Raw genomic sequence first — 21,002 nt, 5'->3', positions numbered from 1 at the left:
CACGCGGATCGTAACGCTTTGAGATTGGCGCGGGTGGGTGTACCCTATCCGCGCCTGTCAAAGGAGCAAACGACATGAAACTCGCACTGACACTCGGCGCCCTCATGGCGCTCACGGCCCCCTCCCTCGCCCTTGCTTCGGGCTGCGTTCATGACAAACAGGTCATGACCTGCGCCGAGGGGATGAAACTCGACATCAGCAGCGGCACCTGCGTGCCGGACGCCACCGCCTAAGCTTTCCATCGGCGGCAAAGTACAATGCCCCCTGCCCGGGCCTCTGACGGCTGACCCCGGCCTATGCCGTCCGGCATGGCTTGTTGCGCGCGTCAGCGCAGGCTATGTCAGGAAAAGTTTAACAGCCTGTCAGAGCCCATGTCGGACCCAGCCACCAAAGCCAAAAAGCCCTATCCCTTCGGTCGCCGGGCCCGGCATTACCTAAGCAACCTGCTGATCGTCGGCATCATCCGCACGGCTTTGGCCCTGCCCTATAAGACGCGGGTCGGCTTTGTCGGCGGATTGGTGCAGCATGTTCTGGCCCCCCTCGCGGGCTACCGCCGCCGGGCGCTGGACAATCTTGAGCATGTCTGGCCCGAGATGCCGCTTGCCCGACGTGAGGAGATTGCCACCCGCTGCCTCAACAATCTCGGGCGGTCTTTTATCGAGAATTACTACGCCGAGGACTTTCCCAAACGCATGGCCGAGATCGCCCCACAGGGGCCGGGCATGGCTGCGCTGGAAGAGGCCAACCGCACGGGCCAGCCGGTGATCCTCGTGACCGGGCATTACGGCAATTACGAAGCGGCGCGGGCCTCCCTCGTGGCGCGGGGCTATGACATCGGCGGCCTCTACCGCGAGATGAAAAACCCCTATTTCAACGCACATTACGTCAAAACGCTCGAAGCCTTTGGCGGGCCGGTGTTTCCGCAAGGGCGGCGCGGCACGGCGGGTTTCGTGCGGCATCTGAAACAGGGCGGTCGGCTGGTGCTGCTGTTCGACCAACATGTCATCCGCGCGCCGATCCTCGACTTTATCGGCAAGCCTGCCCGCACCGCCATCTCGGCGGCGGAACTGGCGCTGCGCTATGATGCGCTGCTGATCCCCTTTTACGGCATTCGTCAGGACGATGGCGTCAGCTTTGACGTGGTGCTCGAAGCGCCGGTGCCGCATAGCGATCCGATGACCATGACGCAGGCGCTGAACGACAGTCTGACCGCGCAGGTCACCAAGACGCCGGAACAGTGGTTCTGGGTGCACCGCCGCTGGCGGCCCCACGAAACCTAACGCCGCGCCTTACTTGGCTCGCGCGGCGGCAAGGATCGCCCCCGGGCCGCCCTGCTCTTTGCGCTGAACGATGACCACGACGGGCAGATCGCCCTCAGCCTCGGCACGCAGTGACAGCGGCGCCGCCCCGTCCCAGTCCGCCAAGACCTGCCAGCCCTGCACCACGTTGCTGTGCTCCATGACATGGCCCGCGTTTTCCCCCCGGGTGACCTTGGTCCGCTCCATCGGTGAATAGCGCAGCATGTGGACTTGCATTGGCCCCACGCCTTTGGCCAAAGGGTCTGCCGTGATCTCAACCGCACCGCCTGACCGCGCGACCGTCAGCGCCACCTGCGGCGCGGCCTCTGCATGACGTTCGACCGCGTCCATCAGTTTCATCGGTTTCGCGCCGACGATATCGGTCTGCCCCTGCACGATCAGCTCAGGCGTATAAACGCTGCGCCGCCCGCCGACCGCGGCATAGCCGCGCTGACGCTCGGCATGGGCCGGATCGCCAAAGGGATCCTCCCAGCCGATGTAGTCCCAGTAATCCACATGCAGCGCGAGCGCGATGATATCCTCCCGCTCGGCCAATTCGGCGAGCATCGCATCGGCATCGGGGCAAGAGGAACAGCCCTGAGAGGTAAAGAGTTCGACCACCACAGGCTGCTCCTGCTGAGCCTGCAACGGCGCGGCCAGCAGCGAAAATGCGGCAAGGACGGGAAAAATCAGGGGCTTCATAAAATTCCAGACGGATCAATATCGCGGTGATGGCTTTGGTCTAACGGCTGGGAGGGTAAAATACCAATCAACCTTTGTTGAAACGGCCGTTAGCGCCCACAGCCGCATGCCGCGCATGATGCCCCCTTTAAAGTCGGTACACAATGGTATACAAAATCGCGCGAAACCGCCTGATAACAGTTGAACCGCCGCGCCCGTAGTGGCATTGAGACGGCAATCTAGCCACCCATCAGACCCCGAAGGGAGCCCGCCATGACAATCCAAGTCGGTCACGACAGTGCCAAGACACGGAAAACCCTCTCCGTTGGCAGCCAGAACGTCGCCTATTACTCCATCCCCGCCGCCGAAGCGGCTGGTCTGGGCGACTTCTCCAAACTGCCAGCGGCGTTGAAAGTCGTTCTGGAAAACATGCTGCGTTTTGAAGACGGCAAGACCGTCACCCAAGACGACATCAAGGCTTTCGCCGAATGGGCGACCAAGGGCGGCAAGAACCCGCGTGAGATCGCCTACCGTCCGGCCCGCGTGCTGATGCAGGACTTCACCGGCGTGCCGGCGGTGGTCGACCTTGCCGCGATGCGCGACGGTCTGGTGGCGCTTGGTGGCGACGCCGACAAGATCAACCCGCTGAACCCCGTCGACCTCGTCATCGACCACTCGGTCATGATCGACGAGTTTGGCAACCCGCGCGCCTTCCAGATGAACGTGGACCGCGAATATGAGCGCAACATCGAGCGCTATACCTTCCTCAAGTGGGGTCAGAAGGCGTTTAACAACTTCCGCGTTGTGCCCCCCGGCACCGGCATCTGCCACCAGGTGAACCTTGAGTACCTCAGCCAGACCGTTTGGACCGACAAGGACCAGAATGGCGAGGAAGTGGCCTACCCCGACACGCTGGTGGGCACCGACAGCCACACCACCATGGTCAACGGCGCCGCCGTTCTAGGCTGGGGCGTCGGCGGGATCGAGGCCGAGGCCGCGATGCTGGGTCAGCCGATCTCCATGCTGATCCCCGAGGTCGTGGGCTTTGAGCTGACGGGCCGCATGATGGAAGGCACCACCGGCACGGACCTCGTGCTGAAAGTGGTCGAAATGCTGCGCGAGAAGGGCGTGGTCGGCAAGTTCGTGGAATTCTACGGTGACGGCCTCGACCACCTGCCGCTGGCGGACCGCGCGACCATCGCCAACATGGCGCCTGAGTACGGTGCCACCTGTGGCTTCTTCCCGATCGACGACGAGACGCTGCGCTATCTGACCAACACCGGCCGTGACAAGGATCGCGTGGCGCTGGTCAAAGCCTATGCGCAGGAAAACGGCATGTGGCGCGATGCGGATTACGCACCGGTCTACACCGACACGCTGAGCCTCGACATGGGCACCATCGTGCCTGCGATCTCGGGCCCCAAACGTCCGCAGGACTACATCGCACTCGACAAGGCGCACACCGCTTTCGCCGAATACGTCAAAGGCATCCGCGAAGGCAAAGACACCTCCGCGAACTCCGAAATCCGTTGGGAAGGCGAAGGCGGCCAGCCCGAGCCGCAGGAAATCCCCGGTGACGAGGGCCACCACAACCGCGGCTATGTGATGACCGACGATGGCCATTACCAGCTGCATGACGGCTCCATCGTGATCGCCTCGATCACCTCCTGCACCAACACCTCGAACCCCTATGTCATGATCGGCGCGGGCCTCGTGGCGCGCAAGGCGCGTGAACTGGGCCTGACGCGCAAGCCTTGGGTCAAGACATCGCTGGCACCGGGCTCGCAGGTTGTGTCGCATTACCTTGAGGCCGCGGGCCTGCAAGACGATTTGGACGCCATCGGCTTCAACCTCGTCGGCTACGGCTGCACCACCTGCATCGGCAACTCCGGCCCGCTGGAAGCGCCGATCAGCAAGGCGATCAACGACTATGACCTGATCGGCACCTCGGTGCTCTCTGGCAACCGCAACTTCGAGGGCCGCATCAGCCCCGACGTGCGCGCCAACTACCTCGCCTCCCCGCCCCTCGTGGTGGCCTATGCGCTGGTAGGTGACATGAACCACGACCTGACAAACAGCCCGCTGGGTCAGGATAAGAACGGCAATGACGTCTACCTGAAAGACATCTGGCCCTCGACGCAGGAAGTCGCCGAACTGGTCGAACAGACCGTGACGCGCGAAGCCTTCCAAGAGAAATACGCCGATGTCTTCAAGGGCGACGAAAAGTGGCAGGCGGTCGAGACCACCGACAGCAAGACCTACGATTGGCCGCCGCAGTCGACCTACGTGCAGAACCCGCCCTACTTCCAAGGCATGTCGCCTGAGCCGGGCACCATCTCGAACATCGAAGGCGCGAAAGTGCTGGCGGTACTGGGTGACATGATCACCACCGACCACATCTCGCCTGCCGGTTCCTTTAAGGAAACCACGCCCGCGGGTCAGTATCTGACCGAGCGTCAGGTGCCGGTGCGGGAGTTCAACTCCTACGGTTCGCGTCGTGGCAACCACGAGGTCATGATGCGCGGCACCTTCGCCAACATCCGCATCAAGAACGAGATGCTGGACGGCGTTGAAGGCGGCTACACCAAGGGCCCCGATGGCGAGCAGACCTCGATCTTCGATGCCGCAATGGCGCATCAGGAGAACGGCACCCCGCTGGTGATCTTCGGTGGTGAACAGTACGGTGCGGGCTCCTCGCGCGACTGGGCCGCGAAGGGCACCGCCCTCTTGGGCGTGAAGGCCGTGATCGCCGAGAGCTTTGAGCGTATCCACCGCTCCAACCTCGTTGGCATGGGCGTCATCCCCTTCGAGTTCACCGGCGGCGACACCCGCAAATCTCTGGGCCTCACCGGGGATGAGACCGTCTCCATCGAAGGGCTCGACACCATCAAGCCGCTGCAGGAAGTGCCCTGCAAGATCACCATGGCGGATGGCAGCACCAAGGACATCACCCTGAAGTGCCGCATCGATACCGCAATTGAGATCGAATACATCGAGCACGGCGGCGTGCTGCACTACGTGCTGCGCAATCTGGCGAAATCGGCCTAAGCGCCAAACGCCACTGCGACACAATTCAAGGAGCGGCCCCTGCGGGCCGCTCCTTTTTCTTTGCCTCAGGGCCTTGAGCGGGAACCTGCCCGCGCATCACGGGTTGCCTTTCTAAGACGATCGCGTTCGAGGAAGGCACAGCAATGATAGCAGGTTACGCGCTAGGCGCTTTGGGCGCGGTGATCCTTGTTATCGTCCTGCTGGATTTTCTCTATACCGCCATCGGCGCGGCCCCTGTGGCGCCCCTGTCGGAACGGGTGGCGCGGGCGGCGTTTTCTCTCTTCACCAAACTCATGCCCAAGGGAAACGCCCGGCACCGCCTGTCCGGCCCGGTGGTGATGACGACCATCGCGGTGACTTGGATCGTGCTCGTCTCCCTCGGCTGGACCTTGGTGTTTCAGATGAGCCGTGAGGCGGTGGTGATGTCGGACAATGCAGAGCCTGCGGGTTTTGTCCGCGACTCCGCCTTTGTCGGCCATCTGCTTTCGACCCTCGGCGGCGGGCCGCTGCAAACGCAAAGCCCCTTCTGGCTGGCGATGTCGGTGCTTGTCGGGGTCAATGGGATGGTGATCCTCACCCTTTCGGTCAGTTTCGTGCTGTCGACCACCACCACCGTCGCGCAAGCGCGGGGGCTTTTGAGCAAGGCATCGATGTTCGCGGCGGACAGCGATGAGATGAACACGATCATCATGCCCGCCCTCGCCGATCTGGTGTCGAACCTCAATGCGATGCAATTCGCGCTTTACTACAGCGCCGAACACCCCGCCCGTCGGGTGCCCGCAGGAATGGTAGAACTGGCCGAGCGGGTCGCCCCCTACCCCGAACAGATGCGCCGCCTGCGCATCGCGCTTGAGCCGCTGCCCGGTTTCACCGCACCCGAGGGCCGCTTGGACCAACTGACCAACGCCCAATTCGTCGACCGCCTGCGCGAATGGGCGCGGCCCTATTCGCTCTGACCCCGAGGAACAGAAGACCGGGAATTCCCGTTGATCCGAAGCACCTCGTGAAAGGAGATACCATGAGCCCGAAAATCACCGTTCTGTTCTATTCCACCTATGGGACCAACCACGCCATCGCTGAGCGAGCCGCCCGTGCCGCCGAAGAGGCAGGCGCCGAGGTCCGACTGCGCCGCTGCGCCGAGACCGCCCCGCAGGCCGTTGTCGATGGCCAAGACGCGTGGCGTGCCCAATTGGACAAGATGCAAGACATCCCCGAGGCCAAACCCGAGGACATGGAATGGGCCGATGGCTATTTCATCTCGGCCCCCACCCGCTTTGGCGTCGCCGCCAGCCAATTCCGCGCTTTTATCGACACGCTGGGGCCGCTCTGGCAGTCAGGGGCGCTGGCCAATAAGGCGATCACGGCGACCACTTCGGCGCAGAACCCGCACGGCGGGCAGGAAACGACGCTTCAGTCGATCTATGTCACCGCGATGCACTGGGGTGCGATTATCGTGCCGCCGGGCTATGCCGATGGCGTCAAATTCGAGGATGGCGGCAACCCCTACGGATACTCCTGCGAACCCGGCCCGCTGAGTGAGACTGGCAAGAAATCCATCGCCTATCAGGCGAAACGTTTGGTTGAATACGCTGCCAAAATCAGCGGGTGATCGCATCCCGCAGCGCCGGGAGGAACCGCTGTTCGTAATCGCTGCCGACCAGCGGCCCGGCAAAGCGGAACAACACCGTGCCGTCCCCGTCGACGATGAAGGTTTCCGGCGGGGCGGTCACGCCCCAATCAATCGCCACGCGCCCCTGCGGGTCGAAACCGACCCCGGCAAAGGGGCTTTCTTCGTCTTCGAGATAGGCAGTCGCGTTCTTCTCGGTATCCTTGAAATTGACGCCGATGATGTTCATTCCCTCGGCCTGCATCTCAAGCAGTTTGGGGTGTTCGGCACGGCAGGGCGGGCACCAGCTGGCCCAGAAGTTCACCAAGCTCACTTGCCCACCTCGCAGCATGTCATCTGTGGCCTGCGGATAGCCGGGCAGCGTGTCTGCGGGCATGGCAGGCGCCTGTTGCCCCACCAGCGTTGAGGGCAGCCCCTCGGGATCGTCGCGGTACATGCCCACGGCGGCCAGTGCGACGAAGGCGGCAAAGATCACCGGTGGTGCGATCATCATGGGTGAGAGTTTAGCCACGGCGTCCGGCCTCCTGCTCTGTCTCTTCCAAAGCCCGGCGCGCCGCGCGGCCGCGCCAGAGGGTCAAGCCGATCAGAGCCGCCAGTAGCAGCAGGGATACGGCATAGGCCGAGAGCACCTCGGCCGCGTATTTTCCAAGATCCGGCATCACGCCCCCCTGTTCATCCGCGCCCTGAGCGCCGCCGTTCGGCGCAGGCGAATTTCGGTACCCGTGCGGTAGACCACCAGCGCCAGAAACAGCAGGCCAAAGCCCAGCATCGCCAGCACCAGCGGGTAAAAGAAAACATCCGCCACGCTGCGGTTGCCCGTGGCCACGGGGATCGAGGTGCCTTGATGCAACCCTTGGTTCCAGAATTGCACCGCATAGCGCGACAGCACGGCAAAGACCGATCCGACAAGGCAGAGAACCGAGGTCAGATCGGCAGCGGTGTCCGGATCCTCCACCGCCTGCCACAGCGCGATATAACCCAGATAGAAGAGGAAAAGGATCAGGAAGGACGTAAGCCTCGGATCCCATGCCCACCATGTCCCCCACATCGGCTGGCCCCAGATCGCCCCCGTCACCAGCGCGATCAGCGTCATCACCAGCCCCACGGGGGCCGCGGCCTTGGCCGCCAATGCGCTGACGTGGTGACGGCGGATCAGCCAAATGAGCGAGGCCACCAGCATCATGAACCACGCATTGATCGCCATCAGGGCGGCGGGCACATGCAGGTAGATGATTTTGACCGTGCTGCCTTGCCGCGCGTCATCAGGCGTGCCGAAGAACCCCCAGAGCAAGCCCACGCTCACGAAGGCCGCCGCCAGCACCCAAAGCGCAGGTTGCACGCGCTGCGAAAGCGCAAGGAATTTAACCGGGTTTGCGTATTGCCAAAGGGACATGCAGACTACCTATCGCGCGGTTGGGTGGTGCTCAATGCACGATTTTTCGGGGTCATCGCAACCCCATCCGTAGCACGGCGGCTGCGGCAAATGGCATCAAGGCCACCACGGCCAGCGTCAGCCCCGCCAGCATCAAAAGCGGCGTCGTGGCCTCCAAGCCCGCCGCCCCGCGCCGGGCGACTTCGGCCCCGAAAATCAGCGTCGGAATGTAGAGCGGCAGCACGAGTAGCGACAGCAGCAACCCGCCGCGTTTGATCCCCACCGTCAGCGCCGCGCCGAACATGCCGATGACCGACAGCGCAGGCGTGCCGAGCGCCAGCGAGACCAGCAGCCACAGATGACCGGGCGCCGCGAGTTGCAGCATCACCCCCAGAAAGGGCGCCGCCAGAACCAGCGGCAGCCCGGTGGTCAACCAATGCGCCAAAGCCTTGACCGCCAGCGCCCCTTCCAGCGGCAGCGGGGCGGTCAGCAGCAGCTCCAACGAGCCGTCTTCGAGATCGAGCGCCAGCAGACGGTCGAGCGACAGAAGACAGGCCAAAAGCGCCCCGAGCCAAAGCACACCGGGCGCAATCGCGCGCAGCAGCGTGGCCTCTGGCCCGACGCTGAAGGGCACCAGCATCGTCACGATCAGAAAGAACGCCAAACCAAGGCCAAAGCCCCCGCCCGCCCGGAGCGCTAAACGCAGGTCTCGCAGCAGCAACGCCTTCATAGGAAGGCCGCATCGCTTGCGCCAAGATCGGCATCGGGGGCCGCGCGGTAGGCGCTGATGTCGAGCATGCGCGCCTCCACCCCCAGATCGATATGCGTGGCCATGAGGGCCGATCCGCCCGCCGCCAAATGCCCGCGCAGGACAGCGCCGAACAGCGCCACCGCATCCGCGTCGAGCGAGACCGTCGGCTCGTCCAAGACCCAGATCGGCCGCCCCGTCACCAAGAGCCGCGCCAAGCCCAAACGGCGCTTCTGCCCGGCGGAAAGGGTCGCGGCCAAACGGTCCGCCAAAGGGCGCAGCGCATAGCCATCAAGTGCTGCGGAAATGCCAGTGTTGCCAAAGACCTGCGCCCAAAAGCTCAGGTTCTCGCGGACGGTTAGCATGGATTTCAGCCCATCCGCATGGGCGGCATAGGCGACCCGGTCCTCCGCCCCCTCGATCTGCCCCGTGAGCGGCGCTTGCAGCCCGGCGATACAGCGCAGCAGCGTCGTCTTTCCGGCCCCGTTCGGGCCGCGCAGCACCAAGGCCTCCCCCGCCGCCAGCGCGAAGGACAGGCCCGAGAGCACGGGCACCCCGCCGCGTGCGACGCTAAGGTTGCTGACTTGCACTGGCCGCGCCGCTCCGCCCTTAGACCGGCAAGAGAGCCAGCGCGATGCGCCGCCCCTCGCTCAGCAGAATGTTGTAGGTGCGGCAAGCGGCGGGAGAGGACATGACCTCGACCCCCAGCCCGGCCTCTTCCAAGGTCTCACGCAGGTCATCGGGGATATGCGCCACCTCCGACCCGGTGCCGAGGAAGACGACATCCACTTTGCCCGCCAGCGCCAGCACTGGCGCGGGATCGGCCAGACCGCCCCAGCCGGTGATGCCCTCAGGGCCGATCACCTGCGCACCCTCGACAACCTCTCCGTCGATGCGGAAAAAGCCGGGGCCGTAGCCGTCGATCGGTTTGGCGTCGGTATAGGTGATCTCGTTCAATCGCATGTCACGTCCCTCACAGGCTCAGATACTCCACAGCGGCAGGCCGAGGATAGCCGATGCGGCGATGACGATATAGGCCACTGCGCGAAAAAGCCGCTCTCGCTTTGGGTCAAATAGCCGCGCCCCGATGATATTGGCGATAACATTCGGCACCCCGGCCAAGAGGCCCAGCCACAGCACCGGCCTGACCACCTGCCCCGTCGCCGCCAGCATGGCAAAAAGCATCAGGTCGAGCCCCAGAAGATAGAGCAAAAAATTCGCCCGGATCACCGCAGCGGGCCTGCGGCTTGCCATATAGAGCAGGATCACCGGCGGCCCGGCGATGCCCGCAAAACCGGTCATAAAGCCACCCAGAGCGCCGGTGGCCGTCACCAGCTTCGCGCCAAGTGGGCCGTGATAGCGCCAGCCCGCAAGCAGCTGCGCCAGAAGCCCCAGCACCACGCCCGAGACTATCCAGCCGAACCCTTCGGGCGAGATCAGCGACAGCCCCCAGAGCCCAAGCGGCATCCCGATCAGCACGCCGAGGAGCAGCCGCCCCACTTCGCGGGGCGCGCCTTCGCGCAGGGCATCGGGGAGGTTTGGCAGGGGGCCGATCAATTCGGCAGCGGTGAGAAACAGAATCGCTTCGACCGGGGAGAGGACAGAGGCCGCGACGGGCATGATGATCATGGCGGAGCCGAAACCGGCGAAGCCGCGCACCAGCCCCGCCACCATCACGGCCAGCGCAAGCCATGCCACCCCGGGGGTGGCGATGGCCTGCGCCAGCAGGTCAGGCATCAATATTGGCGAATTGCGTGCCCGCGCCCGCGTCGGGCTTGGACCAGTCGCGCTTCACGCCAAGGTAGAGCACCACGTTCTTGGCCACATAGACCGAAGAATAGGTGCCCACGATCACGCCCCATGTGATGGCAAAGACGAAGGCCCGGATCACGTCGCCGCCCAAGATCAGCAACGCGATCAGCGCCAGCAAGGTGGTGCCCGAGGTCATCAACGTACGGCTCAGCGTCTCGTTCACGCTGAGGTTCATCACATCGCGCAGGGGCCGCTTTTTGTATTTGCGCAGGTTCTCCCGCAGGCGGTCAAAGATCACCACGGTGTCGTTGATCGAATAGCCGATGATGGTCAGGATCGCCGCCACGACTGGCAGGTCGAAACGGATCTGCAGGAGCGAGAACAGCCCGATGGTCAGCACCACGTCGTGGAACAGCGCCACCACCGCGCCGACCGAGAATTGCCATTCGAACCGCAGCCAGATGTAGATCAGGATCGCCGCCAGCGCCCCGCCCACGGCAAGGAAGGCGGTCTGGATCAGCTCACCCGAGACCTTGGGCCCCACGGATTCGACAGAGGTGAACTTGATATCGGGGGCGACGCTTTGCAGTGCCGCTTCGATGGTTTCGATCGTGTCGGTGGTCGCCGCCTGCTGCCCTTCTTGGGCCTGCACGCGGATCATCGCCACATGGCGGTCCGCGCCGAAACCGGGGTCAAAGACCTCGGAGATGGTCACGTCGCCCAGCTCCAGCGGGGCCAACGCATCGCGGTAAGCGCCTACGTCGACGGCTTGGGAGCTTTCGGTCCGCAGGGTGGTGCCGCCCCGGAAGTCGATGCCGAAGTTCAGACCCATCACGCTCCAAGCGATCAGGGACAGGACCATCAACACCACCGAGGCGCCAAAGGTGATCTTGGCATAGCCGAAGAAATCGAAGTTCGTATTGTCGGGTACCAGCTTCAGTCGCATGTCAAACCTCGATTGTCTTGGGACGGCGGCGTTCAAACCAGATCACCACCAGCAAGCGGGTGACGAAGAAGGCGGTGAAAACCGATGTGACGATGCCCAGCCCCAGCGTGACGGCAAAGCCGCGCACCGGGCCAGAGCCGAGAGCGAAGAGGATGACCGCCACGATGAAAGTCGTGATATTGGCATCCAGAATGGCGCTGAGCGCGCGCTCATACCCCAGTGAGATTGCCCGCGCAGCGCCTTTGGCATTGCGTTGCTCCTCGCGGATACGCTCGAAAATCAGCACGTTGGCGTCAACGGCCATGCCGACGGTCAGCACGATCCCGGCGATGCCCGGCAGCGTCAGCGTGGCCCCGATCAGGCTCAAAAGGCCAAAGATCAGCCCGACGTTGATAAGCAGCGCTATATTGGCGAAAAAGCCGAACAGCCCGTAGGACGCCCACATGAAGAACAGCACGGCGACGAAGGCGACCATGGTCGCGATCTTGCCTGCGTCGATGCTGTCTTGGCCCAGTTCCGGGCCAATGGTGCGCTCTTCGACAAAGCTCAGCCCCGCGGGCAGGGCGCCCGCGCGCAGCAGCACGGCAAGGTTGGTGCTTTCCTCAACCGAGAAGCGCCCGGTGATGATGCCCGACCCGCCGGGAATATGGCTCTGGATCGTCGGCGCGCTGATGACTTCATCGTCGAGCACGATGGCGAAGGGAGAGCCGATGTTCTCAGCCGTGTAATCGCCGAACTTGCGTGCGCCGGAGGTGTCAAAACGGAAGGACACGGCAGGCGCGCCGTTCTGGTCAAAGCTTGGCTGCGCGTCGACCAATTGCTCGCCGGTGACGACGGGGGCGGTCTCGATTGTGTAGAAGACGCCTTCTTCATCCGCCGCGGGCAGGATGGCGTTGCCAATGCCGGGGTTGTCGTTCTCATTCGAGCCGCGGTTGACCACCGGGTTGAAGGTCAGCTGCGCCGTGGTGCCGATGATGGCTTTCAACTCGGCCGCTGAGCCGATGCCGGGGACTTGGATCAGGATGCGGTCCGCCCCCTGACGTTGAATCGTCGGCTCACGGGTGCCGACCTCGTCGATGCGGCGCCGCACGATTTCGAGGCTCTGCTGCATGGTGCGTTCGTCGGTCGCCTGTTTTTCGGCATCCGACAGGGTGATGGTGATGATGCCATCGGCCCCGCTCACGTCGATGTCGCTGCCGCCTGCGCCGGTCACGGTGGTCACGGGGCGGGCCAGATCACGGGTGATCTGCAGCGCCTCGGCCATTTTCGACGGATCGTTCAGACGGACCCGCAACTCCCCCGCTGGCGCCTCTTGCCGGCGCACCGGTGTCAGGCTGCGCAGAGCGTCGCGCACCTCGGGCCATTGCGCTTCCATGCGCGAGGCATAGACATCGGCCAGTTGCACTTCGGCCAGTAGATGCGCACCGCCGCGCAGGTCAAGGCCAAGGTTCACCAGCCCCGAGGGCATCCATTCGGGCCAAAGCGCGCGCTGCGCTTCCAGTTCGGGCGTGCTGCCCTGAACCTCGATGGCCGCAACGGCGTCATTGTGCTTTTCGACAGGAGCGTAAAAGGCATTGGGAAGCGCCAGCCAAAGCCCTGCCAGACAGGTCAGGACAATGACAATCCGCTTCCACAGATCAATCTGTAGCATAGTTCCGCCTTTGGGTTGCGGCCTCGGGGTAGGGTTTATTTCGCCGGTTCGGTCTTGGAGACCACGGTGGCGATGGTGGCCTGCACCACGCGAATTTTCACGCCTTCGGCGATTTCCACCTCAATCTCACCATCGTCTTTGACCTTGGAGACCTTGCCGATGATGCCGCCTTGGGTCACGACCTGATCGCCCCGGCGCAGACCGGCCACCATGGCCTGATGTTCCTTCGCCTTCTTCTGCTGCGGGCGGATGAGCAGAAAATACATGATCGCGAAGATCAGGATCAGCGGCACGAATTGCTGGATGCCTTCCATGGGGGTCGTCCTTTTCGATGGGTATTGGGCCGCAAAATGGGCCTTGAGAATTTGGCCAGAACCTATGCGCGGTGGCAGCGGGGTGCAAGGTGGAAAGCCGATGCCGCCTGCCCGCCCGCACGGGGCCAATCGCCGCATGGTTGCGGCCCCTACCCCCGCACCGCACATTAAGGCATAAGGCAGCAAAACCGACTCACCCGATCTTGAGGACAAACCCATGCACGACATCCGCGCCATCCGCGACAATCCCGAGGCTTTTGACGCCGCTCTTGCCCGCCGGGGCGAGGCGGCGATGTCGCAGGCGGTGCTGTCCCTTGATGCCGCGCGCCGCGCCAAGATCGCCGCCGCCGAGAGCGCCAAGGCCGAGCAGAACAAGGCCAGCAAGGAAGTCGGCGCCGCCAAAGGCCGTGGGGATGAGGCCGAGTTCGAGCGCCTGCGCGCGCTGGTCAGCGACAAAAAGGCCGAAGTCGCCGCAATGAACGCCGAGGCGCAGGAGTTGGACGCGAAGCTGACCGACATGCTCGCCCGCATCCCCAACAACCCCGCCGATGACGTGCCTCAAGGCGATGATGAGAACGACAATGTCGAGGTGAAAAGCTGGGGCGAGAAGCCCGCCTTCGATTTCAAACCGGTCGAGCATTACGAGATCAAAGGCGTCAAACCCGGCATGGATTTCGAGACCGCCGCCAAGACTTCGGGCGCGCGTTTCGTCATGCTGAAAGGTGCCGTGGCGCGGGTGCACCGCGCGCTGGCGCAGTTCATGATTGACACCCATGTCGACGAGAACGGCCTGACAGAGGTGAACTCCCCCGTGCTGGTGCGCGACGAGGCGATGTATGGCACCGACAAACTGCCGAAATTCGGCGAGGACAGCTATCAGACCACGGATGGCTGGTGGCTGGTGCCGACCTCTGAAGTGCCGCTGACCTATTCGGTGGGCGGCGACACGCTGGAGCAAAGCGCCCTGCCGATCCGTCTCACCGCCCATACGCTCTGCTTCCGTTCCGAGGCCGGCAGCGCGGGCCGCGACACCGCTGGGATGCTGCGTCAGCACCAGTTCGAGAAAGTCGAGATGGTTTCGATCACCCACCCGGATGAGAGCGACGCCGAACAGCAGCGCATGGTGGCTTGCGCCGAGGGCATCCTCGAGAAGCTCGGCGTGCCCTACCGGACGGTGATCCTCTGCACCGGCGACATGGGGTTCGGCGCGCGGCGGACCTATGACATCGAAGCCTGGGTGCCGGGGCAGGATTGCTACCGCGAGATCTCCTCGGTCTCCACCACCGGCGATTTTCAGGCGCGGCGCATGAACGCGCGGTTCAAACCCGAGGGCGGCGGCAAGCCGCAGTTCGTGCATACGCTGAATGGCTCGGGGCTGGCGGTTGGGCGTTGCCTGATTGCGGTGCTGGAAAATGGCCAGCAGGCGGATGGCTCGGTGAAGCTGCCCGAGGCGCTTGCGCCCTATCTGGGGGGGAAGACGACCCTCACTGCGGAAGGTGTGCTCGCCTAAGGGTCAGCCACCGCTAGGCCCGATCCGCCCCGCAGGGGTCGGGCCATCGCCTGCCCGCCCCGCCCCGCCGGGGGGCGTGCCAGATTATGTTGGACGCACCTTTGGTGCGACCTTGGTTGCCGTGGCGCGCGGGCGCTCTAGGATCAGCTGTAACGCAACAGCCAATCCCGCGAGGCCGACCTTGCCCAAATCCTCCCGCACTCTGATCGCCGTGCTTGCCCTGCTGCTCAGCATCGCCTTCGCAATCTCGCCCTTTTTCGTTCCCAGCTTCTCGGGCTTTGATCCGAACCAATTCCCCATTCCGCAGGACAACCCGCCCGCGCAGCCTGCGGGCTATGCCTTTTCCATCTGGGGGGTGATTTACCTGTGGCTGATCGCGGGCCTTGGCTATGGCCTGCTGCGCGCGCCGCGGGATGGGCAGTGGCACGACATGCGCGTGCCGCTCTGCCTGTCGCTCGCCGTGGGGACCACATGGCTCGCCGTGGCCACCATGAGCCCGGTCTGGGCCGCGATACTGATCTGGATCATGCTGATCACCGCCCTCGTCGCCCTATTCCTCGCCCCGGTCGAAGACCCGCTCTGGGCCGCCGCGCCGGTGGGGCTCTACGCGGGCTGGCTATCTGCCGCCTCCTGCGTGTCGCTGGCACTGCTGGCCGCGGGATACGGCTATTTGGAAGAGCAGACAGCAGCGGTGGTCTTTGTCGGACTGGCGATTGCAATCGGCGCCATCGTCCAGACCGCTCTGGGGCGGACACCGACCTATGGCATCGCGGTGATCTGGGGGCTGGTGGGCGTGGTCGTGACCAATTGGGGCGAGACGCCCTTGGTCGCCTATCTGGCGCTCGGGGGCAGCGTCATCGTGGCGCTGCCCACCGTCAGGGCGTTTCGGCGCGGCTGAGCGCGCTTAGTCCTTGCGGCGACCGTCGGTGTGTTTGCGCAGCTTCGACGGTGCCGCTTTCTTGCGGTTCTTATAGGGGTTGGCGTCGGACTGGCCGCGCATCCACAGACGGATCGGCGTGCCGGGCATATCGAAATCCAACCGCAAGCCGTTGACCAGATAGCGCGTGTAGCTGTCCGGCACCTTGTCGGGATGGCTGCACATCACCACGAAGCCTGGCGGGCGGGTCTTGGCTTGGGTCATATAGCGCAGCTTGATGCGCTTGCCCTGCGGCGCGGGGGGCGGATGCGCCTCCATCATGCCCGAGAGCCAGCGGTTCAGCTGCGCGGTGGTCACCCGGCGGTTCCAGACCTCATAGGCGCGCATGATCGCGGCCTGAAGCCGGTCGAGGCCCCTGCCCGTCTTGGCCGACACGGTGATCAGCGGCGCTCCGCGCAACTGCGGCAAAAGCCGCTCGAAGCTCTCCTTAAGATCGCGCAGCTTCTCCTGCCGGTTCTCTTCGATGTCCCATTTGTTCACGGCGACGACCACGGCACGGCCCTCACGCTCGGCCAGATCGGCGATGCGCAGGTCTTGCTGCTCGAACGGGATTTCGGCGTCGAGCAGAAGCACCACAACCTCGGCGAATTTTACCGCGCGCAGACCGTCACTGACGCTGAGTTTTTCCAGCTTCTCCTGCACCTTGGCCTTTTTGCGCATGCCCGCGGTGTCGAAAATGCGCATCGGCACAGGCTCACCATCCGGCCCGGCCCATTCGGTGGTCAGCGAGATCGCATCGCGGGTGATCCCGGCCTCTGGGCCGGTCAGCAGACGGTCCTCACCCAGAATCTGGTTAATCAGCGTGGATTTGCCCGCATTGGGGCGGCCTACTACGGCGACCTGTAGCGGCTTGGCGCGGGTCGGCATCGGCAGGGATTCGGCTTCGAGATCGGCGTCATCCTCAGGCAGGTCCACATCCGTCTCGGGCGCGTCTTGGGTGGCACGTTCGGCATATTCATCCGCCAGCGGCATCAGTGCGGTGTAAAGATCGGTCAGCCCCTCACCATGTTCGGCGGACATGCGAATAGGCTCACCCAGACCCAGCGAATAGGCCTCGATCATTCCGGCGTCGGCGGCCTTGCCCTCCCCCTTGTTGCCCGCGAGAATCACATGGGCGGATTTCTTGCGCAGGATCTCGGCAAAGACCATGTCAGAGGGGGTCACGCCGACGCGTGCGTCGATCATGAAGAGACAGACATCGGCCATGTCCACCGCACGTTCGGTCAGGCGGCGCATCCGGCCTTGCAGGCTATCGTCGGTGACCTCTTCCAGCCCCGCGGTGTCGATCACGGTAAAGCGCAGGTCGGCCAGTTTGGCCGCGCCTTCGCGCAGGTCGCGGGTCACGCCGGGCTGGTCATCGACCAGCGCCAGGCGCTTGCCGACAAGGCGGTTGAACAGCGTGGATTTCCCGACATTGGGACGGCCCACGATGGCAAGGGTAAAGGACATAATTCAGGCTCCGGGCCCCGGTTGGGCCAGTTCAGACACGCGCCTTAGCCTATTTGCGGCCTAACGGAAAGCGTGCAATTGCCCCTTGGTGGAGACGACATAAAGCGTGCCGCCCGCCACGACCGGGGCGGTGGTTGCCCCGCCGGGGATTTGGGTGGTGCCCGTCAGCCCGCCGCTCACGGGGTCAAAGCTGCGCAGCACCCCGTCGTTGGAGGCCACGATCACGCGCCCCCCGGCGATGATCGGGCCGTAATGGGCCACCACTTCGGATTGCTTCTTGGGCTTGTCCTTGACGAAATTCGGCAGCGGCGTGCCCCAGATGCGGCGACCCGTGCTGGCGTCGAGCCGGACCAGTTCGTTCAGGTCCGTGACTGCAAAGACAGAATCGCCCGCAGGCCAAACCGGCCCAATCGCCCCGTCACGTGCGACCCACTTACGGTCGCCGCTGTTGACATCCAGCGCGGCCAGACGGCCCGAATGATTGCCCACATAGACGGTCCCGTTCGAGACCACAGGCGCGCTTGTCACATCGCCCACAAAGCTCAGCGCGCGGCCCGGACGTTTGCCCAGAACGGAGGTCGACCACCGTTCAAGCCCGCCTTGGCGGAACAGCCCCTGCACCTCGCCCGAGCCGAAGGCAAAGATCGCCAGATCGCTGGTGACGGCGGGCGCAGGCGCGCCCAGCACATTGCTGAGGCTGGTCACAGCGCCGGTCTGCCACTGGATGCGGCCAGTGGTTTTGTCGAGCGCCCAGCCGGTATCGTCGCCCGCCGTGAGATAGACCAGATCGCCCGAGACGGTCGGCGTGCCCGAACCGGTGGCGTCAAGGTCTTGGGTCCAGCGCACGCCGCCGGTTGTCACGTCGAGCGCGGCCAAAACGCCAAAGCCCACGGAGACATAGAGCGTTTCCCCATCCACGGCGAGGCCGCCGCCGGTGGCTTGGCCTTCGCGGTCGGATGCGGGGGTGAGGTCACGGGTCCAGAGCGTTTGGCCCGAGGTCGAGGTCGCGGTGACCTGCGCCCCGGCGTCGAGCGTGAAGACACGCCCGCCCGCCACCACCGGATCGGCGGTAATACGTTGTTTGCGGCTGTCGCCCGCGCCAATATCGGCGCTCCAGACCGGCTGCAACGCGGTCCGCAGCGCGGGATGGCTGATGCGGGTCGCGGCGGTGCCGATGCTATGGGTCCAATTGGCGTTGTTCACCGTGCCGCCCAGAGCGATGGCGCGGCTGGCATTCTCTGGCACGGGACCGGTGGCCGCGTCAAAGGCAGGGTCTTGCACGCCGGGGTTTTGCAACACCGCGCGCACGTCTTCGCGTTTGCCCGGCAGATAGGTTTGCTCATCCGCGCAGGCCGTCAGCAACAGCGCGGCACCGATGGCCCCCGCCACGCCCAGACCCCGCAGACCCGCTTGCCCGGGTTCGGTTTCGCGATGCTTCGTCATGGACCTGCTCACTTTCTGTCTTTCCTCAACCTTCACGCCCCCGCCATTTTTGGCGGGTGGATATGTGTCAGTCACCCGTTGCTTCGGGGATCTCCAGCGCGGCCTCTGCGGCGGCGCCCTCATCACCCGGTTCTTCACCCAGGGCCACAATCACCTGAAGGGCGCGTTGTTGCAAGTCCGGGGTGGTTTCCGCATCGGAGAGAATGGACTGGTAGCGCGCCACGGCCTTGTCGGTCTCACCCTCTTGGATGTCGATCAGGGCCAGTTGCTCTTCGGCCAACAGGCGCAGCGGGGCACCGGGCTGGGCCAGCGCTTCGAGCGCTTGACGCCGCTCGGCCACGGGCACAGATTGGCCCTGAAGGGTCACGATCTTGAAATGCGCCAAGGCCCGGTAGATCGGCGCGAGGTCACCGTCGAGCGCCACGGCATCAAGCTGCTCCACAGCGGCATCGGTCTCACCCGCTTCGGCCAGCGCATCGGCGCGCATGAAGTTCAGCACGGCGCGGGCACCGGGGCCATCGGCCTCGATCGGGGCGAGCGCTTCGGCGCGGGCATTGCTGGCATCCGCTTCGAGCGCGGCAAGCATCGCATCCCCCAGAGCTTCGGCCTCGGCCCGCTCCTGTGCTTTGCTGTATTCGTTCCACGCGGCACCACCAACGATGGCCACCACGGCCAGCACGGCGATCCAACCGTAGCGGCGCAGGTAGCCGTATAGCCGGTCGCGGCGGACCTCTTCGTTCACTTCGTCAATAAAACTGTCGGTATCGCTCATCGCGCCCTGCCCCCGGCCTGATTTTGCCCCTCTTACCGCGCGTGGCCAGCCAAGCCAAGACCCAGCGAACCGCAGCGCCTTTTCGCCGACCGCTTGGCCCGGGGGCGCGTCACGCTAGGTCTGGGGCAGAATGCAGCGAAAGGAGACGACGATGAAAGCGATTGCACTGGCGGCAGGTGTCGTGATGGCGGCCATGCCCGCATTGGCGCAGGATTTGGTGGCCAAGGTCTCACCCCATGACGTGCCCACGACGATGGACCGGCTGGAAAGCGCGGTTGAGGCGGCAGGGGCCGAGGTCTTTGCCCGGGTCGATCACGCCGCCGGGGCCGAAAAGGTCGAGATGGAATTGCGCCCGACGCAGCTTTTGATCTTTGGCAACCCAAAGCTCGGCACCCCCGCGATGCAAGATGCCCAGACCGCCGGGCTGGACCTGCCGATGCGGGTGCTGGTCTACGCCGATGGCGAGGGGGCCGTGCATGTGACCTATGCCGCGCCTGAAACGCTGGTCACCGCCCACGGCCTGCCCGAAGAGGCGGAATATCTCACCAAGATGACCAAGGCGCTGGACAATCTCACCGCCAAGGCGATCGGCGAGGAATAACGCCCTCTCCCCGCCCGGCCTCTTAGGATTTGGGCGGGGTGTTCTGCGCCTTGATCAGGTTTTCCAGATCGGTCAGCCGCGACATGACCTCATCGCGGTAGGTGTTGGTCTGCTCGTTGCTTTCCTCATGATGCGCGTCTTGCATCGAGTTCACGATCAGACCGACCAACAGGTTCACCACTGCGAAGGTGGTGACCATGATAAAGGGCACGAAGAACATCCAGGCATAGGGATAGACCTCCATCACCGGGCGCACGATGCCCATAGACCACGACTCGAGCGTCATGATCTGAAACAGCGAATAGCCCGACTGGCCCAGCGTGCCGAACCACTGCGGGAAATCCGCGCCAAAGAGTTTGGTGGCCATGACGGAGGCGATGTAAAAGGTCACCCCCATCAGCAAAAAGACCGACCCCATGCCGGGCAGCGCGTTGACCAACCCCTCCACCACGCGGCGCAGCGAGGGCGCGACCGAGACGACGCGCAGCAGCCGCAGGATGCGCAGGGCCCGCAGAACGCTGAGCCCTTGGGTGGCCGGGATCAGCGAGATCGCGACGATGACGAAGTCAAAGATGCTCCACCCGCGTTTGAAGAAATCAAACCCGCGCCCGAAAAGCTTGATCGCAATTTCGATGACGAAAATGGCAAGACAAATACGGTCCAGAAGCAGGATCAGCGGCCCGACCTGCCCCATCACCTCGTCCGAGGTTTCAAGCCCCAAGATCACGGCGTTAAAGAGAATCACGCCCAGAATGAAATTCTGGAACGAAGGGCGGTCGGCCAGCCGGGCGGCGCGGGCGCGCAGCGAGGTCTGCGAGGGGGTCGAAAGATCGGTCATGGCGGTAGATATCAT

23 protein-coding genes are annotated in these 21,002 nt (G+C 64.2%); 8 read left to right on the top strand and 15 right to left on the bottom strand.

Features of this window, described 5'->3' with window-relative positions:
• The first annotated feature begins 74 nt into the window (after positions 1–74).
• On the top strand, positions 75–233 hold the full coding sequence (locus FCK22_RS18905) for a hypothetical protein (RefSeq protein WP_162931827.1): 159 nt from the start codon (positions 75–77) through the stop codon (positions 231–233).
• A gap of 138 nt (positions 234–371) precedes the next feature.
• Positions 372–1,280, top strand: coding sequence for a lysophospholipid acyltransferase family protein (locus FCK22_RS08640; protein ID WP_067266368.1), 909 nt, complete (start codon positions 372–374; stop codon positions 1,278–1,280).
• Between the two features lie 9 nt (positions 1,281–1,289).
• Here FCK22_RS08640 and FCK22_RS08635 read toward each other — a convergent pair whose 3' ends face one another.
• Positions 1,290–2,000: a DUF1223 domain-containing protein gene (locus FCK22_RS08635; RefSeq protein ID WP_067266370.1), complete on the bottom strand. Its 711-nt coding sequence runs from the start codon at positions 1,998–2,000 to the stop codon at positions 1,290–1,292.
• 252 nt (positions 2,001–2,252) lie between these two features.
• On the opposite strand from FCK22_RS08635, the gene acnA reads away from it, so the two are divergent.
• From acnA to FCK22_RS08620, 3 genes are all read left to right on the top strand, one after another.
• Complete coding sequence (acnA, locus tag FCK22_RS08630; RefSeq protein ID WP_067266372.1) at positions 2,253–5,027, top strand: aconitate hydratase AcnA; 2,775 nt, start codon at positions 2,253–2,255, stop codon at positions 5,025–5,027.
• 143 nt (positions 5,028–5,170) lie between these two features.
• Entirely contained in the window at positions 5,171–5,983 is an 813-nt protein-coding gene (locus FCK22_RS08625; RefSeq protein ID WP_136720373.1) for a hypothetical protein, read from the top strand.
• 62 nt (positions 5,984–6,045) lie between these two features.
• A complete protein-coding gene (locus FCK22_RS08620; protein WP_067266377.1) occupies positions 6,046–6,636 on the top strand; it encodes an NAD(P)H-dependent oxidoreductase in 591 nt (196 codons plus the stop codon).
• Here the strand turns inward: FCK22_RS08620 and FCK22_RS08615 are convergent.
• The 10 genes from FCK22_RS08615 to yajC are packed head-to-tail and all read right to left on the bottom strand — an operon-like array spanning position 6,626 to position 13,437.
• Entirely contained in the window at positions 6,626–7,165 is a 540-nt protein-coding gene (locus FCK22_RS08615) for a DsbE family thiol:disulfide interchange protein (RefSeq protein ID WP_231886380.1), read from the bottom strand. The genes FCK22_RS08620 and FCK22_RS08615 overlap by 11 nt on opposite strands.
• Entirely contained in the window at positions 7,158–7,316 is a 159-nt protein-coding gene (ccmD, locus tag FCK22_RS08610; RefSeq protein WP_082852106.1) for a heme exporter protein CcmD, read from the bottom strand. Before ccmD ends, FCK22_RS08615 begins: the two co-directional genes overlap by 8 nt.
• Positions 7,313–8,047: a heme ABC transporter permease CcmC gene (gene ccmC, locus FCK22_RS08605; RefSeq protein ID WP_067266389.1), complete on the bottom strand. Its 735-nt coding sequence runs from the start codon at positions 8,045–8,047 to the stop codon at positions 7,313–7,315. The genes ccmD and ccmC overlap by 4 nt, the downstream gene beginning before the upstream one ends.
• A 52-nt stretch (positions 8,048–8,099) precedes the next feature.
• On the bottom strand, positions 8,100–8,756 hold the full coding sequence (ccmB, locus tag FCK22_RS08600) for a heme exporter protein CcmB (protein ID WP_067266391.1): 657 nt from the start codon (positions 8,754–8,756) through the stop codon (positions 8,100–8,102).
• Positions 8,753–9,364, bottom strand: coding sequence for a heme ABC exporter ATP-binding protein CcmA (ccmA, locus tag FCK22_RS08595; protein ID WP_067266393.1), 612 nt, complete (start codon positions 9,362–9,364; stop codon positions 8,753–8,755). Before ccmA ends, ccmB begins: the two co-directional genes overlap by 4 nt.
• A gap of 19 nt (positions 9,365–9,383) precedes the next feature.
• A complete protein-coding gene (locus FCK22_RS08590; protein WP_067266397.1) occupies positions 9,384–9,737 on the bottom strand; it encodes an Mth938-like domain-containing protein in 354 nt (117 codons plus the stop codon).
• An 18-nt stretch (positions 9,738–9,755) separates the two neighbouring features.
• On the bottom strand, positions 9,756–10,511 hold the full coding sequence (locus FCK22_RS08585) for a sulfite exporter TauE/SafE family protein (RefSeq protein ID WP_067266399.1): 756 nt from the start codon (positions 10,509–10,511) through the stop codon (positions 9,756–9,758).
• Positions 10,504–11,472 carry a protein translocase subunit SecF gene (gene secF, locus FCK22_RS08580; protein ID WP_067266400.1) on the bottom strand — a complete coding sequence of 323 codons (969 nt, stop codon included), beginning with the start codon at positions 11,470–11,472 and terminating at the stop codon, positions 10,504–10,506. Before secF ends, FCK22_RS08585 begins: the two co-directional genes overlap by 8 nt.
• Position 11,473: 1 nt before the next feature.
• The gene (gene secD, locus FCK22_RS08575; protein ID WP_067266402.1) at positions 11,474–13,123 is read right to left on the bottom strand and encodes a protein translocase subunit SecD; all 1,650 of its coding nucleotides are present in this window, start codon (positions 13,121–13,123) and stop codon (positions 11,474–11,476) included.
• A 35-nt stretch (positions 13,124–13,158) separates the two neighbouring features.
• Entirely contained in the window at positions 13,159–13,437 is a 279-nt protein-coding gene (gene yajC / locus FCK22_RS08570; RefSeq protein WP_067266404.1) for a preprotein translocase subunit YajC, read from the bottom strand.
• A 217-nt stretch (positions 13,438–13,654) separates the two neighbouring features.
• Here yajC and serS point away from each other — a divergent pair, with 217 nt between their 5' ends.
• Together serS and FCK22_RS08560 are read left to right on the top strand one after the other, a co-directional pair.
• Complete coding sequence (serS, locus tag FCK22_RS08565; protein WP_067266407.1) at positions 13,655–14,947, top strand: serine--tRNA ligase; 1,293 nt, start codon at positions 13,655–13,657, stop codon at positions 14,945–14,947.
• A gap of 181 nt (positions 14,948–15,128) precedes the next feature.
• On the top strand, positions 15,129–15,845 hold the full coding sequence (locus tag FCK22_RS08560; RefSeq protein WP_067266409.1) for a hypothetical protein: 717 nt from the start codon (positions 15,129–15,131) through the stop codon (positions 15,843–15,845).
• 6 nt (positions 15,846–15,851) lie between these two features.
• On the opposite strand, the gene der is transcribed toward FCK22_RS08560, so the two are convergent.
• The 3 genes from der to FCK22_RS08545 form a co-directional block, all read right to left on the bottom strand.
• The gene (gene der, locus FCK22_RS08555; protein WP_067266411.1) at positions 15,852–17,333 is read right to left on the bottom strand and encodes a ribosome biogenesis GTPase Der; all 1,482 of its coding nucleotides are present in this window, start codon (positions 17,331–17,333) and stop codon (positions 15,852–15,854) included.
• A 60-nt stretch (positions 17,334–17,393) separates the two neighbouring features.
• Positions 17,394–18,776 carry a PQQ-like beta-propeller repeat protein gene (locus FCK22_RS08550; RefSeq protein ID WP_067266413.1) on the bottom strand — a complete coding sequence of 461 codons (1,383 nt, stop codon included), beginning with the start codon at positions 18,774–18,776 and terminating at the stop codon, positions 17,394–17,396.
• Positions 18,777–18,843: 67 nt separating this feature from the next.
• Entirely contained in the window at positions 18,844–19,548 is a 705-nt protein-coding gene (locus FCK22_RS08545) for a tetratricopeptide repeat protein (protein WP_067266416.1), read from the bottom strand.
• Positions 19,549–19,699: 151 nt separating this feature from the next.
• Between FCK22_RS08545 and FCK22_RS08540 the strand changes: the two genes are divergently transcribed.
• The gene (locus tag FCK22_RS08540; protein ID WP_231886381.1) at positions 19,700–20,149 is read left to right on the top strand and encodes a DUF302 domain-containing protein; all 450 of its coding nucleotides are present in this window, start codon (positions 19,700–19,702) and stop codon (positions 20,147–20,149) included.
• Positions 20,150–20,171: 22 nt separating this feature from the next.
• Here FCK22_RS08540 and FCK22_RS08535 read toward each other — a convergent pair whose 3' ends face one another.
• The gene (locus FCK22_RS08535) at positions 20,172–21,002 is read right to left on the bottom strand and encodes an ion transporter (protein ID WP_248646480.1); all 831 of its coding nucleotides are present in this window, start codon (positions 21,000–21,002) and stop codon (positions 20,172–20,174) included.

This window comes from Sulfitobacter sp. 15WGC (genome assembly GCF_005068605.1).
Taxonomy (GTDB): Bacteria; Pseudomonadota; Alphaproteobacteria; order Rhodobacterales; family Rhodobacteraceae; genus Sulfitobacter; species Sulfitobacter faviae.
Note: the sequence above shows the minus strand (reverse complement) of the source record. Positions and strands in the feature narration are given on the sequence as shown.